This is a genomic window from Streptomyces malachitofuscus (assembly GCF_055571035.1).
Genome location: NZ_JBVIGA010000001.1, coordinates 15,125 through 29,129 on the forward strand (window position 1 = coordinate 15,125; position 14,005 = coordinate 29,129).

The 14,005-nt window shown below is 71.6% G+C and carries 14 protein-coding genes; 11 read left to right on the top strand and 3 right to left on the bottom strand.

Features of this window, described 5'->3' with window-relative positions:
- The first annotated feature begins 164 nt into the window (after window positions 1-164).
- The 3 genes from ACZ44S_RS00065 to ACZ44S_RS00075 all read left to right on the top strand — a co-directional run bounded on the left by ACZ44S_RS00065 (window position 165) and on the right by ACZ44S_RS00075 (window position 2,934).
- On the top strand, window positions 165-440 hold the full coding sequence (locus tag ACZ44S_RS00065; protein WP_466922419.1) for a hypothetical protein: 276 nt from the start codon (window positions 165-167) through the stop codon (window positions 438-440).
- Window positions 441-2,543 (top strand): 4-alpha-glucanotransferase, encoded by a 2,103-nt coding sequence (malQ, locus tag ACZ44S_RS00070; protein ID WP_466922422.1) that lies wholly within the window; start codon window positions 441-443, stop codon window positions 2,541-2,543.
- Window positions 2,544-2,658: 115 nt separating this feature from the next.
- Window positions 2,659-2,934, top strand: a complete 276-nt coding sequence (locus ACZ44S_RS00075) for a hypothetical protein (protein ID WP_466922425.1) — start codon at window positions 2,659-2,661, stop codon at window positions 2,932-2,934.
- Between the two features lie 143 nt (window positions 2,935-3,077).
- Here ACZ44S_RS00075 and ACZ44S_RS00080 read toward each other — a convergent pair whose 3' ends face one another.
- Complete coding sequence (locus tag ACZ44S_RS00080) at window positions 3,078-3,662, bottom strand: TetR/AcrR family transcriptional regulator (protein WP_466922428.1); 585 nt, start codon at window positions 3,660-3,662, stop codon at window positions 3,078-3,080.
- 254 nt (window positions 3,663-3,916) lie between these two features.
- On the opposite strand from ACZ44S_RS00080, the gene ACZ44S_RS00085 reads away from it, so the two are divergent.
- The gene (locus ACZ44S_RS00085; RefSeq protein ID WP_466922431.1) at window positions 3,917-5,395 is read left to right on the top strand and encodes an FAD-dependent monooxygenase; all 1,479 of its coding nucleotides are present in this window, start codon (window positions 3,917-3,919) and stop codon (window positions 5,393-5,395) included.
- Window positions 5,396-5,408: 13 nt separating this feature from the next.
- Here ACZ44S_RS00085 and ACZ44S_RS00090 read toward each other — a convergent pair whose 3' ends face one another.
- A complete protein-coding gene (locus tag ACZ44S_RS00090; protein WP_466922433.1) occupies window positions 5,409-5,921 on the bottom strand; it encodes a MarR family winged helix-turn-helix transcriptional regulator in 513 nt (170 codons plus the stop codon).
- A gap of 151 nt (window positions 5,922-6,072) precedes the next feature.
- Here ACZ44S_RS00090 and ACZ44S_RS00095 point away from each other — a divergent pair, with 151 nt between their 5' ends.
- The 7 genes from ACZ44S_RS00095 (at window position 6,073) to ACZ44S_RS00125 (ending at window position 12,913) form a co-directional block, all read left to right on the top strand.
- A complete protein-coding gene (locus ACZ44S_RS00095; RefSeq protein ID WP_466922436.1) occupies window positions 6,073-7,005 on the top strand; it encodes an EamA family transporter in 933 nt (310 codons plus the stop codon).
- Between the two features lie 237 nt (window positions 7,006-7,242).
- On the top strand, window positions 7,243-8,790 hold the full coding sequence (locus ACZ44S_RS00100; protein WP_466922438.1) for a PQQ-dependent sugar dehydrogenase: 1,548 nt from the start codon (window positions 7,243-7,245) through the stop codon (window positions 8,788-8,790).
- A gap of 278 nt (window positions 8,791-9,068) precedes the next feature.
- A complete protein-coding gene (locus ACZ44S_RS00105) occupies window positions 9,069-9,335 on the top strand; it encodes a hypothetical protein (protein WP_466922440.1) in 267 nt (88 codons plus the stop codon).
- Window positions 9,335-10,423: a peptidoglycan recognition protein family protein gene (locus ACZ44S_RS00110; RefSeq protein WP_466922442.1), complete on the top strand. Its 1,089-nt coding sequence runs from the start codon at window positions 9,335-9,337 to the stop codon at window positions 10,421-10,423. Before ACZ44S_RS00105 ends, ACZ44S_RS00110 begins: the two co-directional genes overlap by 1 nt.
- A 66-nt stretch (window positions 10,424-10,489) precedes the next feature.
- Window positions 10,490-11,353, top strand: a complete 864-nt coding sequence (locus ACZ44S_RS00115; RefSeq protein ID WP_466922444.1) for an alpha/beta fold hydrolase — start codon at window positions 10,490-10,492, stop codon at window positions 11,351-11,353.
- 159 nt (window positions 11,354-11,512) lie between these two features.
- Complete coding sequence (locus tag ACZ44S_RS00120; protein ID WP_466922447.1) at window positions 11,513-12,397, top strand: hypothetical protein; 885 nt, start codon at window positions 11,513-11,515, stop codon at window positions 12,395-12,397.
- Between the two features lie 3 nt (window positions 12,398-12,400).
- On the top strand, window positions 12,401-12,913 hold the full coding sequence (locus tag ACZ44S_RS00125; protein ID WP_466922449.1) for a hypothetical protein: 513 nt from the start codon (window positions 12,401-12,403) through the stop codon (window positions 12,911-12,913).
- A gap of 153 nt (window positions 12,914-13,066) precedes the next feature.
- Here the strand turns inward: ACZ44S_RS00125 and ACZ44S_RS00130 are convergent, their stop codons facing one another.
- Window positions 13,067-13,960: an NADP-dependent oxidoreductase gene (locus tag ACZ44S_RS00130; protein ID WP_466922451.1), complete on the bottom strand. Its 894-nt coding sequence runs from the start codon at window positions 13,958-13,960 to the stop codon at window positions 13,067-13,069.
- Between the last annotated feature and the right edge of the window lie 45 nt (window positions 13,961-14,005).

Genomic DNA, 14,005 nt, shown 5'->3' on the forward strand with positions numbered 1-14,005 from the left:
CCACTGTGGAGGGACGGGGCAGGGTGAGAATGTGAGCAGGAGCACGTTGGGAGACTTTGTGCGTCTGGCATCGCGCCCGCTGGGTAGGGCTGCGAGATAACCCGCACGACCCGCACCCGCACGCCCGCGTGATCCGCGCACCGTGCTCGACGAGGAGGCCAACTGTGGCTGCACCGGCGTACGTTCCTTCCCCCGCCCTGTCCAAACCCGAGGCGGAGCCGACCGCCGACGACCTCCACCTCTGCGTCTTCAGCGCGGAGGGTCCCTGCACCGAACTCCCCCTGACCAGCGAACCCCCGCTGCCCGACGCGGAGCCCCTCACCAGCGAACCGCCGCTCGCCGAAGCCGCCCCCCTGACCAGCGAGTCCGACGCCTTCATGGACTCCTCCGACGCCTCCGGACTCGACTCCTTCCCGGCCCAGTACCGCCCGGAGCCGTAAGTGACCGCGCCACGGCCGGCTGAGCCCCCTTCCGAGGACCTGTCCCGGCTCGCCGCCCTGCACGGCGTCGCCACCTCCTACAGCCCCTCCCCGGACCGCACGGTCGCGGCCACGGCCACCGCCGTCACCCTCGCGCTGGCCGCCCTCGGCGTGGACGCGGCGACCCCGGAGGCCGTCCGCGCCGCCCTCACCGCCCGCGAAGGCGAACTCGGCGAACGGCTGCTGCCCCCCACCGTGGTCGGCTGGGGCACCGCCACCCCGCGGGCCCTCGCCGCGCTCCCCGGGGACACCCGGCTGCTCGTCCGCACCGAACAGGGCGAGACCCGCGCCTCCGCCGAGCGCCTCCCGCCCGGCGTGCACGAGCTGACCGCCACCACGCCCGACGGCCGCACCGCCCGCGCCCACCTGATCGTCGCCCCACCCGGGCTTCCCCGGCCGCCCGGGCGCGCCCACGGCCTCCTGGTCCAGCTCTACTCCCTGCTGTCCCGCCGCTCCTGGGGCATGGGCGACCTCGCCGACCTCGGCGAACTCGCCGGCTGGGCCGGACGCACCCTCGGCGTCGGATTCATCCAGGTCAACCCCCTGCACGCGGCCGTCCCCGGCCCGCCGACCGACCCCTCCCCCTACCGCCCCTCCTCACGCCGCTTCCCCGACCCGGTCCACCTCCGCGTCGAGGACGTCCCCGAGTTCGCGTACACCGACGACCCGGACCGCCTACGCGCCCTGCTCGAGCGGGCCGGGCGACTGCGCGAGGCCGTGCTGGACAAGGGCGCGCTGATCGACCGGGACGCGGTCTGGGAGGCCAAGCGGGAGGCCCTGGAACTCGTGCACGCGGTCCCGCTCGCCCCCGGCCGCCGCGCCGCCTACGCCGACTTCCTCGCCGCGCAGGGCCGGGCTCTGGAGGACCACGCCACCTACAACGCCCTCGCCGAGGTCCACGGCCCGGACTGGCACCGCTGGCCCGCCCCCCTGCGCGACCCCCGCTCGGCCGGCACCGCCCGCGCCCGGCGCGACCTCGCCGACCGCGTCGACTTCCACTCCCGCCTCGTCTGGCTCACCGACGCCCAGCTCACCGCTGCCCAGCGCGCGGCGCGCGAGGCGGGCATGCCGGTCGGGATCGTCCACGACCTCGCCGTCGGCGTCCACCCCGGCGGCGCCGACGCCTGGGCGCAGCAGGAGTACTTCGCGGCCGGCATGTCCGTCGGAGCGCCCCCGGACGCCTTCAACGCGCGCGGCCAGGACTGGGGCCTGCCGCCCTGGCGGCCCGACCGCCTCGCCGACTCCGGCTACGCGCCCTTCCGCGCCCTGCTCCGGGCCCTGTTCCGGTACGCGGGCGCCCTGCGCATCGACCACGTCATGGGCCTGTTCCGGCTCTGGTGGGTCCCCGAGGGCCACCCGCCCACGGAGGGCACCTATGTCCGCTACGACGCCGAGGCGATGCTCGCCGTGCTCGTCCTGGAGGCCTCCCGCGCCGGGGCGGTCGTGATCGGCGAGGACCTCGGGACCGTCGAACCGGGGGTGCGCGAGGCGCTGCGTGAACGCGGCGTGTACGGCACGTCGGTGCTGTGGTTCGAGCGGGACTGGGACGGCGACGGCCGCCCGCTGCCGCCGGACGGCTGGCGCGCCGACTGCCTGGCCACGGCGACCACGCACGACCTGCCGTCCACGGCCGCCCGGCTCAGCGGCGAGCACGTGGAGCTGCGGGACCGCCTGGGGCTGCTGACCCGGCCCCTGGAGGAGGAGCGGGCGGAGGCGGCGGCGGACGTGGGGGAGTGGCGGGAGCTGCTGCGGCGGCTGGACCTGCTGCGGAGGGACGCCTCGGAGGGTGCCTCGGAGGACGTGTCGGATGCCGCCTCGGAGGAGGCGGAGATCCAGGCGGTGCACCGGTACCTGCTGCGGACACCGGCGCGGATGATCGGCGTGTGGCTGCCGGACGGCGTCGGGGACCGACGGCCGCAGAACCTGCCCGGCACCTGGGACCAGTATCCGAACTGGCGCCTTCCGATCGCGGACGCCGACGGACGGCCGGTGACGCTGGAGGAGCTGGCGGGGTCGGCGCGGCTGCGGGCGCTGATGGACGTGCTCGGACAGTCCGACCAGTGACGCCATGCCCCGCCGCCGCGGGCAGGCGGGAGCGGGAGTGGAAGCGGGAGCGGGGAGCACCCTCTTACGACACCCCGGCCGCGCGGCACTGAACCCCGTTCGATAGTTTGGGAGCGTGGACAAGAAGAACGCCCTGCGCGCCGGCGCCCTGGCAGCCGGTACGACGCTGATGATGCTGCTCATGTCGTCCCCCGCGCTCGCGCTCACCCGCGACGACGGCGACGACCCCGGTCCGGGCCTGAGCGTCATCGAGACGCTGGGCCTCTACGTCTTCCTTCCGATCGGACTGTTCCTGGGCATCGCCGCGCTGGTGATGATCGGCGACAAGTCGCACAAGAAGAAGGACGTCACCAGCTCCAACATCAGCACCAAGGCCGAGGCCAAGGCCTGATCCAGGGCCGCTTCACCGGCCCCGCGCACTTCCCCGAGGGCGCCGCCCCGTTCGTGCGTACGCGCATCCGCCGTACGTGACGAGGGCGGCGCCCTCGGTGTTTCCCACGGGGCGCCGCCGCGGCGGGCGGCACGGGGCCGCGCTCACTGCGGGAACGGTGCCGTCAGATAGCGCTGGACGGTGGGAGCCAGCCAGGCCGCCGCCTCCTGGATGTCCAGTGCCACGGCCGGCGGGAACCGCAGGACGTAACGGGTGAGGGCGAACCCGAGCAGCTGTGAGGAGACCAGCGCGGCGCGCGCCGGAACCTGCTCGGGGTCGGGGCAGAACCGCTGGGCGAGGGGGAGGACCTGCTCCCGGAAGATGCCCTGCATACGCTCGGCCCCGGCCTGGTTGGTCGTGCCCACCCGCAGCAGGGCCGTGAGCACCTCGCTCTCCTCCCACATGGCGAGGAAGTGCGTCACCAGGGCCCGGCCCACCTCGTCCCGGGGCAGTGCCGCCGGGTCCGGCAGCCGCAGGTCGATCGTGACGGCGGCCGCGAACAGGCCCTCCTTGTTGCCGTAGTAGCGCATCACCATCGACGGGTCGATGTGCGCGTCCTTGGCGATGGCGCGGATGGTGGCGCGCTCGTAGCCGTCCGCGGCGAAGCGCTCGCGAGCGGCTTCGAGGATGGCCGTGCGGGTGGCTTCGGAGCGGCGCTGGGGCGGTGCGGGGGTCTTGCCGGCTGTCATGCCAACAACTGTAGGTCAACAACCGTAGGTCAACAGCTGTAGGTCAACGGCTGTAGGTCAACGTTTGTAGGTCAACGTTTGTATGCCAACAATCGTGGGCCGACGGAGGTGGGCCGCGGGTCGCATGCCAACATGCGTAGGCCAACAAATGTTGACCCCGCCGCGCCAGCGGCCTACTGTTGTCAACAAGCGTTGGCCACCAAACGTTGGCCACCAAGCGTTGGCAAACGAACGTTGGCACCCAGGAGGCCCCCATGAGCGGCACCGGAACCACACCCACCCCCGACCGGACCCCCGTCCCCGCGCGCCCGGTGATCGTCGTCGGCTCCGGCCCCACGGGGCTGCTCCTCGCCGGTGACCTCGCCGCCGCCAACGTCCCCGTCACCGTCGTCGAGAGGCGCCCCCACGGCATCAGCAACCTCTCCCGCGCCTTCGGTGTGCACGCCCGCACCCTGGAGCAGCTCGACGCCCGCGGCCTCGCCGAGCCCCTGCTCGCCACCGGCAGCACCATCACCGAACTGCGCCTCTTCCGCCGCCTCTCCCTCGACCTGGGCACCCTCCCCTCCCGCTTCCCGTACCTGCTCATCACCCCGCAGTACGAGGTCGAACGGCTGCTGGAGGAGAGGGCGCGCGAGCTCGGCGTGGAGTTCCTCTTCGAGCACGAGGTCGTGGGGCTGCGCCAGGACGCCGAGGGTGTCGACCTCGACGTCCGCGTCCCGGACGGCACCGTCGTCACCCGCCGCGCGGCCTACGTCGTCGGCACGGACGGCCACCGCAGCGCCGTGCGCCGGGCGGTCGGTCTGCCCTTCCCCGGCGTCTCCGTCATCAAGTCCCTCTTCCTGGCGGACGTCCGGCTCGCCGAGCGCCCGCCGGGCGTGCTCACCGTCAATGGAGCGGGAGACTCCTTCGCGATGATCGCGTCCTTCGGCGACGGCTGGTACCGGGTCATGGGCTGGAACCGCCGGCACGAGGTCCCCGACGACGCGCCGCTCGAGCTCGACGAGGTCAAGGAGGTCGCACGGCGCGCCCTGGGAACCGACTACGGCATGCACGACGCCCGCTGGCTCTCCCGCTTCCACAGCGACGAACGGCAGGCACCCGAGTACCGCGTCGGAAGGGTCTTCCTCGCCGGTGACGCCGCGCACGTCCACTCGCCCGCCGGCGGCCAGGGCATGAACACCGGCCTGCAGGACGCGGCCAACCTCGGCTGGAAGCTCGCCGCCGCCGTCCAGGGCAGGGCGCCCGAAGGTCTCCTGGACACCTACCAGGCCGAACGCCACCCGGTCGGCAAGGCCGTGCTGCGCAGCAGCGGCGGGCTGGTCCGGCTGGCGCGGGCGACGAACCCCGCCCTGCGTGCCGTGCGTGCCCTGGTCACCGTGGTCCTCAACGCCGTGCGGCCCGCCAGGGCCAAGGCGCTGGCCCAGATCTCCGGCATCGGCTACGCCTACCCGGCCCCGCGCGGCGCCCACCGCCTCACCGGCACCCGGGTCCCCGACGTGGCGCTGCGGAGCGGCCGGCTGTACGAGGCGCTGCGCGGCGGCCGCTTCGTCCTGATCACGCCCGAGCCGTACGACGTCGAGGGCGCCCGCAAGGGATGGCTGACCGCGGAGCGCTGGGCCTCGGAGAGCCGCCGTACGACCATGCTGGTGCGCCCCGACGGGTACGTGGCGTGGGCCGCCGAATCCGCCGGGCCTGCCGAGATCGAGAGCGCGCTGGCCGCCCACTCCGGGTGAGGCGGCCGGGCGGTCACCGTTCCGTCGCGATGAGCAACTCCCGAAGCAAGCCGGCCAGTTGGCCGGCTTGCTGCTCGTCGAGGGCGGACAGCGCCTCCGTCTGCTCGGCGAGGCCCGCGCCGACGGCCTCGTCGATCAGGCGCAGCCCCTCCTCGGTGAGCGTGACCTGGAGCCCGCGCCGGTCGTGCGGATCGGGGGAGCGGCGCAGCAGGCCGGCCCGCTCCAGCTTGTCGAGGCGGCCCGTCATCCCGCCGGTGGTGAGCATCAGTGTCCCCGAGAGCTGCCGGGGGGAGAGGGTGTAGGGCTCCCCGGACCGGCGCAGCGTGGCCAGGACGTCGAACTCCCCGCGCGAGATCCCGTACCGGGCGTACGCCTTCTCCATCCGGTCGCCCATGGCGCGCGCGAGCCGGTAGATGCGCCCGAAGACCTCCATGCCGGCCGTGTCGAGATCGGGCCGCACCTGCGCCCACTGCTCGATGATCGCGTCGACGGCGTCCGTGGGGCGCTGCCCGGGAGGTGTGCTCATGGCGGCAGTATCCGCCGCACCTGGCTCGCCCGCAAGAAAGTGGATCGACAGAAAGCTGCTCCATGGCAAGTTACTTAGCGCTAAGCTACTTGCCATTGACCTACAGGGGTCCTCCTGCAGCGACCGTCCGACCGGAAGAGGCGCGCCCGTCATGTCCGCGAACCGAGCCACCCTCATCGCCCTCACCGCCCTCGCCCCCGTCTCGTGGGGCACCACCTATGCCGTGACCACGGAGTTCCTCCCGCCGGACCGCCCGCTCTTCACCGGCCTGATGCGTGCCCTGCCCGCCGGACTGGTCCTCCTCGCACTGGCCCGGGTGCTGCCGCGCGGTGCCTGGTGGTGGAAGGCGACGGTGCTCGGCGCGCTCAACATCGGCGCCTTCTTCCCGCTGCTGTTCCTCTCCGCGTACCGGCTGCCCGGTGGCATGGCGGCGGTCGTCGGCTCGGTCGGCCCGCTGCTCGTGGTCGCCCTCTCGGCCCTGCTGCTGGGGCAGCGGCCGACGGTCCGGAACGTCCTCACCGGCGTCGTGGCCGCGTTCGGCGTCAGCCTGGTCGTCCTGAAGGCGGCCGGTGCCCTGGACGTCCTGGGCGTCCTCGCGGCCCTCACCGCCACCGCGTCGATGTCTGCCGGCACGGTGCTCACCAAGCGGTGGGGCCGCCCGGAGGGCGTGGGGCCACTCGCCCTCACCGGCTGGCAGCTCACCGCGGGCGGTCTGCTCATCGCGCCGGTCGCCTTCCTGGCCGAGGGCGCCCCGCCCGCCCTGGACGCCCCGGCGGCCGGGGGTTACGCCTATCTCGCCCTGGCGAACACGGCGATCGCGTACTGGCTCTGGTTCCGGGGTATCGGCCGTCTCACCGCCACCCAGGTCACGTTCCTCGGCCCGCTCTCCCCGCTCACGGCGGCGGTGGTCGGCTGGGCGGCCCTCGGCGAGTCGCTGACGCCGCTGCAGCTGACGGGCATGGCGCTGGCGTTCGGTGCGACGGTGGCGGGCCAGATCACCACGCGGCCCGGCGCGGCGTCCGCGGCGCCCGAGCCCTCCCGACCCGTGCTCGCGTCCGTGGAGCCGCCGAAGGCCCGGTGCTGAGGCGGGCGCAACGTTTGAGCCATGCGGGGAGAAAGTGGCGCGTTCAATCATTGCTGCCCCGTGTGACGGCGCGCAGCCTGGAAGCCGTACTCGCGGGAGCGCTCCCACGCACACCGGTGGCCGCACCACCGGCCGCACCACCGAGCCCGCAGCGCCGCGCCACCCCTGCACCCCGAGCACCGGAGCGCACCCTCGCCGCACCACCGCCGTGCAAGCGTCCCCGTCTCTGGAGCCGACATGCCAAGACGCCGATGGACCGGGCCTCTCCTCCTGGCCCTCCTGCTGACCGTGCTGGCCCCCCTGCCCGCAGCCGTGGCGGACACCGCGCCGGCGGACCCCGCGCCGGCCGCGACCACGCCGACCGGGGCCACGTCGGCCGTACCGCTGCCCTCCCTCAGCGCCACCACCACCCAGGTCGCCTCCGGCCTGAGGCGCCCCACCGCGATCGCCGCCCCCGACGACGGCACGGACCGCCTGTTCATCACGGAGAAGTCCGGAACCGTCCGCGTCTACCACCCGGACACCGGCCTGGCCCCGAGCCCCCTCCTCGACATCACCTCGGCCGTGGACGAGTCCGGCAACGAGCGCGGCCTGCTCGGCATCGCCCTCCCGCCCGACTTCGCCGACACCCAGACCCTGTACCTGGCGTACACGGCCCCGCCCGACGGCGCGGTCACCCTCGCCCGCTACCGGCTCGACGACTCCCGCCTGGAGGTCCTGCTCTCCCAGGAGCACGCCGAGTACAGCAACCACAACGGTGGCCAGCTCGCGTTCGGCCCCGACGGCAACCTGTACTGGAGCATCGGCGACGGCGGCGGCTCCGGCGACCCCTTCCGCTCCGGGCAACGCCTGGACACCCTGCTGGGCAAGATCATGCGCATCGACGTGAGCCGCGGCTGCGACCCGCTCCCGTACTGCGTCCCCGCCGACAACCCGTTCGTGGACACGCCCGGCGCCCGCGGGGAGATCTGGCTGTACGGGCTGCGCAACCCGTGGCGTTTCTCCTTCGACGCCGCAGACGGCTCGATGTGGATCGGCGACGTGGGCCAGGGCCGCTGGGAGGAGATCGACCACCTCGCCCCCGGTGAGGGCGGGTTGAATCTCGGCTGGTCCTGCTACGAGGGCCTGGAGAAGTTCGCGAACGGCGACTGCGTGCCCGGTGAGGAGCACACGGAGCCCGTCTTCACGTACTCCCCCTACACCGGCGGCTGTTCGGTCATCGGCGGCCATGTGTACCGGGGCCGGGAGTACGCCGACCTGGTCGGCGGTACGTACATCGCCACCGACTACTGCTCCTCGACCGTGTGGGCGCTGCGCCCCGACGGCGACGGCGGCTACGAGCAGGCCGAGATCGGGGAGATGCCCACCCAGGTGACGTCGGTGGGCACGACCGCGGACGGCGAGTTCTACGTGGTCAACGACCTCCCCGGCGGCCTGCACAAGGTGTCGTTCTCACAGGAGGAACCCGCCTGCCGGGTGGACCGTACGGTCACCGCCTGGGGCACCGGCATGACGGTCGACCTCACCGTCACCAACACCGGCGACACCCCGGTGAACGGCTGGGAGCTCCAGTTCCCGCTCGCCCTCGGCCAGACGGTCGTCTCCGACTGGAACACGACGCTGACGCAGGGCAGCAACACGATCACGGCGGTCAACGCCCCGCACAACGCCACGATCGCCCCCGGCGCGAGCGTCACCCTCGGCTATCTGACCGAGCACACCGGCGACGCGTCGCCGCCGGCGCGCTTCATGCTCAACGGGGACGCCTGCGCGGTGGGCCGCTGAGGAGCCCCGTCGCTCGCGGGCGTCGGGCAGGTTGGCCAACCTGTGCCAGTACCGCGGAAGTTGTAGAAGACGCACCGACTACCGCACAGGTTTGCGGGGAGTTTCCACCCGACGTGTGACGCCGTGCCGGAGCCCTGACCGTACCTTCTGCTCCCAGGGGGTCCGGACCATGCGCAACCGAGTGCGCCGCACGTCGGTTCGCACGAGGCCGGTGGTTCCGGGCGGGCCCTACGACCTGAGGGCAAGCCCTCTTGCAGCGACCAAAGGGAGGCCGCACGATGATCGAGCCGGTCGGTCCGGACGAGAACGAGAACGGCAGAACGACGCGACGCACGTTCTTCCTCGGGGCCGGAGCGGTGGCTGCCGCCGCCGTACTGCCGCTGGGCGCCGCTGGAACGGCCCGCGCCGAGGAGACGACACGGGACATGCTGGCGCCGTCCGACCCGGACGCGATCATTCCCGAGGTCTCGGACTACTGGTTCGCCCAGGGCGTCTCCCGGGAACCGCTGAACGGCTGGGTGCAGTGCACGGGAGGTGAGCAGTAATGGCCACATCCCGACTCATCCGCCGGTCGCAGTGGGGCGCACGGGCCCCCAAGGCGGTGTCCCACGACTTCACCCCGTGGCGCGGTGGCGTGGCCATCCATCACACCGGTGGACAGCCCAATCTCATCGGCAGTCACAGCAGCTGCTACTCCGCCGTCCGCGGCATCCAAAACCACCACATGGGCGGCGAGTACGACGACATCGCCTACGGGTACGTCGCCTGCAAGCACGGTTACCTCTTCGAGGGGCGCGGCGTCGGGGTGCGAACCGGCGCGAACGGATCGGCGAGCGGCAACAGCAACTACTACGCCATTCTCGGCCTGGTCGGTGGCCGGGTGCTGGCCGGCGCCCCTGACCCTTACGACCCCATCACCCACGAAATGCTGGACGCCATCCGGTTCGGCATCAGTCTGGTGCGCAGCACCGGCAACGCGGGCGGGGAGATCCTCGGCCACCGCAATCTCTACGCGACGGCATGCCCCGGCAAGCTGTACACCTACGTCACCAACGGTTCTCTGGAACCCGGCACGCCGACGACATGGCCGCCCACACAGCCCGATCACGACCAGGACGACACCGGCACCGCGCCGGACTACCTCGGTGCGCTCCTGCACTACCCGCCCCTCATGCAGCACCCGAGTGCCGCCGTCTGGCAACGCCGCATGCTGCAACGCGGGTGGTCGATCACGGTGGACGGGGTCTACGGTCCTCAGTCCCGCCGCGTCTGCATCGCCTTCCAGCAGGAGAAGGGGCTGGCGGTCGATGGTGTCGTGGGTCCGCAGACCTGGTACGCGACGTGGAACGCGCCGGTCACGGGCGGTGGGGGTGACACGAGTGTCGACTATCTGGGCAACGCGCCGGACTGGCCCGGAGCCCTGTTCACCTACCCGCCCTACACCACGCACTCGTCCGTCAGGACATGGCAGCAGCGCATGCGGGACCGCGGCTGGACGATAGACGTCGACGGCGTGTACGGCGCGGGGTCGCGGAAGGTCTGTGTCGCCTTCCAGCAGGAGAAGGGGCTGGTCGCGGACGGCATCGTGGGGCCGACGACCTGGCAGGCGGCCTGGACGATTCCGGTGACCTGACGGCTTCGCGGCGGGTGCTTGCAAATGCCGTAGCGGATCACCGCCCCGCCTGCGAGCATCCGGCTCATGCCGACTTTCGAAGCACCCGACAAGACCCGCCTCGCCTACCACCGGAAGGGCTCCGGGGGCGGGCAACCGCTCGTCTGCGTTCCCGGCGGTCCGATGATGCCCTCCGCCTACCTCGGCGACCTCGGCGGGCTGGCCGTCCGGCAGGAGCTGGTGCTGCTGGACCTGCGCGGCACAGGGGACTCGGACCGGCCCGCCGACCTCACGGGCCTCCGGGTGGACCGGCAGGCGGAGGACATCGAGGCGCTCCGGTCCGCCCTGGGCCTGGAGCGGATGGACCTCCTCGGCCACTCGGCCGCCGGTGACCTCGTGCTGGCCTACGCCGCCCGGTACCCGGAGCGGGTGCGCTCCCTCGTCCTGGTCTGCGCGCGTGCGCGCACCGCCGGAATCGACTTCCCCGTCGAACGGCGCCGCGAGGCGCTGGAGTTGCGCCGGGACGAGCCCTGGTACGACGAGGTCCGGCCGGCCTTCGAACGGGCGGTGTCCGGGAAGGCGGACGACGCGGACTTCGACCTGCTCGACCGCCTGTCCTACGGCCGCTGGGACGCGGCCGCGCAGACACACGCCGCCGCATGCGCCAAGGCGTTCGACGAGGAAGCGGCGGCCGCCTATCTGGCCCCGGGCGCCTTCGACGGCGAGGACGCCGCCCGCACGGCTCTGGCCGCCCTCGACGCTCCCGTCCTCGTCCTCTCCGGGGCCCTGGACGGCTCTCCCCGCCCGGACTCGGCGGCGAAGGTGGCGGGTCTCTTCCCACGCGGCGAGCACGTCGTACAGCAAGGCGCCGCACACAACCCATGGGTGGACGACCCCGACGACTTCGTCCGCACGGTAACCGGGTTCCTGAGTCGTTCCGCTTTTGATTGAAGCGTGAAGCGCCGTTTCGATCGGACCTGCGATGAGTGGTGTCTGAAAACGTCTGTTGGTTCCTGATGTTCCTTTGAATCATGACTATGTACTGCTTACGGTCTCCCCTTGTGCCGACTTTCTCAGTGCGGCGCAGACCAAAAAAGGGGGAAGACCAGAGTGAACCGAGTCAAGGCCAATGCGGCTGTCGTCGCGGCCACAGTCATGCTCGGCAGCTTCGCCGTACCGGCAGCCGCTACGACCAACGGCGAAGCCGGGACCGCCGCACCCAACCCGGCCTACAAGATCCTCAAGCACCTCGACTACTCCGGTCCGGGGAAGGCTTCTCTGCGGGTCGGCTACTACAAGCGCGCGGAGGACAAGGGCTTCGGCTGGAACAAGGTCAAGAAGAAGCACAACATCACGAAGTACGCTGCGGTCGAGTACATCGCGAAGTCACCGAACCGCGATCGCGTCGGGAATACGACGACGTATCACATGACGGGTTATGCGGGTAAGTACAAATGCACCAACGGAAGGTGCCGCCTCGTCAAGCAGTACAAGATGATCCTCTCGGTCAACGAGAAGGTGCAGCGTGACGGCCATGACAAGGGCGTCATCACAATGTATTGCAAGGGCGTCGTGCGATGCCCGAACTGGGTCAGTACGGCCCTGGCGAAGGAGAACCGACGCTCGTCAGCAGCCGAGGATGGCATCGTCACGGAAGAAGGGAACGGTGTCGTCATAGCGGAGGAGGACGCTCCTGACAACAGCGAGACTCCCCCGGGTGAGGTGGTGGAAGAGGGCGATGTAGAGGACGGGAACACACCTCTGGACGATAGTGTCCCCGAGGAAGCGGGCGATATTTCGGACGGAAGCGAGATGTACGTGAGCTCCTATGCACCCCTGTCGGCCACCGCGATGCTGCACACCGCACGAGCGCTGCCGGCGGCCACCGGCAGCGAAAAACTGGCCGCCGGCCACAGTCCGCTCAAGCAGACGATTCCAGCAGCCGTCACTGAGGACCGGTACCGCTACGTCGGGCCCTACTCCGGACTGCGGTAAGGCGTGGACAGCGAATTCCTCACCCATGCGTCGGAAGTCGCCTTCGACCTCGGATGTGACCGCTTCCGTGTCACCGGACTCACAGTCCAGTCACGGCAGATCACCTTCTGCGAGATCGACGGGGCGTCGGAGCCACCCGTGTATGCGGAGGGCGAGCCGCCCGAGACCGGGCGTGAGGGGCGCCGTACATATGACTGGCAGCCCGCTGCCGGTGCGCCGTCCTGGATGAACATGGCGTGGCTGTTGGAGGATCTGGCTGCCTGGGTCGGGCAGATGGCCGAGGACCGCATCACCGTGATCGGCCTCGAAGCACCGGAGGCGGACTGGTGCGACGTGCTGGTTCTTGACGGAGACAGCCGCTACCGGGTTCGGATCGCGCTGGCGAACCGACGCGATCCGCTGGACTTCCCCGGGATTTACCTGCGGGACATGTTCGCCGAGGGCCGTTACCGCACCTACCTCGTGCCCGGTCTCGTACAGGGCCTGCCGTTGGTCGACCTGCGCGACGTTCTCTGAACGAGCCGACGCCGGAGTGGTCGAAGGCAGGGGCGCCCGGCGTGGTGCCGGGTGCCCCTGCTTTGCGCGTGCGGGGCTACGCTCCCGCGTCCGCCGTCTGGGCGCGCAGGGCGCGTTCCACGCCCGCGCGGGACTCCGAGACGCGAGCGGCGGTCAGACGACGATCACCCGCCGCCCCCGTGTGTGCCCCGCCTGGCTGTCGGCGTGGGCGAACGCGGCCTCGGCGAGGGTGTAGGACTTCGTGACCGGGATGTGCAGCCTGCCCTCTCCGAGGAGGCGGACGGTCTCCTCTAGGGCGTCCGGCACGCTGCCGGCCACGTTGGAGAAGCGGGCGCCGAGATCCGGTGCGGTCAGGTCCGCTATGGAGATCACCTTCGCCGGGTCCCCGGTGAGCTCGGCGAGTTCCCGGATCACGCCCGCGCCCGCCAGGTCGAGGGCCGCGTCCACCTCGGTGAACGCCCCTACCCGCTCGGCCCAGCCCTCGTCGTACGTCGTGGCGTGCGCCCCCAGGCTGCGCAGGTACTCCTGGTTCGCCGCCCCGGCCGTGCCGATCACCGTGATGCGGCGCTCGCGGGCGATCTGCAGCACCGCCGACCCGACCCCTCCCGACGCGCCGCTGACCAGCAGGGTCTGTCCGGGGCGGACACCGGACTCGCGGAGGATGCGCAGCGCGGTCTCCATAACCGAGGGATAGCCGGCCGCCTCCTCGAACGAGAGCCCCGCGGGCATGTGGGCCCAGGCGTGCAGTACGGCGAACTCGGCGTAGGTGTCGACGCCTTCGCCGAACACGCGGTCGCCGATATGGACCCCTTCGACGCCCTCGCCGACCTCGTCCACCACTCCGGCCGCGTCCAGTCCGACACCGGACGGCAGCCCGGCCGGAAGGGCCGGCCGCATCTGGCCCTCGCGGATTCTCCAGTCGACGGGGTTCACCCCCGCCGCCCGTACGGCGACACGTATCCGGCCGGGGCCCGCGTGGGGCTCCTCAGCGTCGATGAGGCGGAGGACGTCGGGGCCGCCGAACTCGGCGAAGCTCACTTTCTTCATGCTGCGACCCTAACGCTAACCGTTAGTTTAAAAAAACGGTTATGG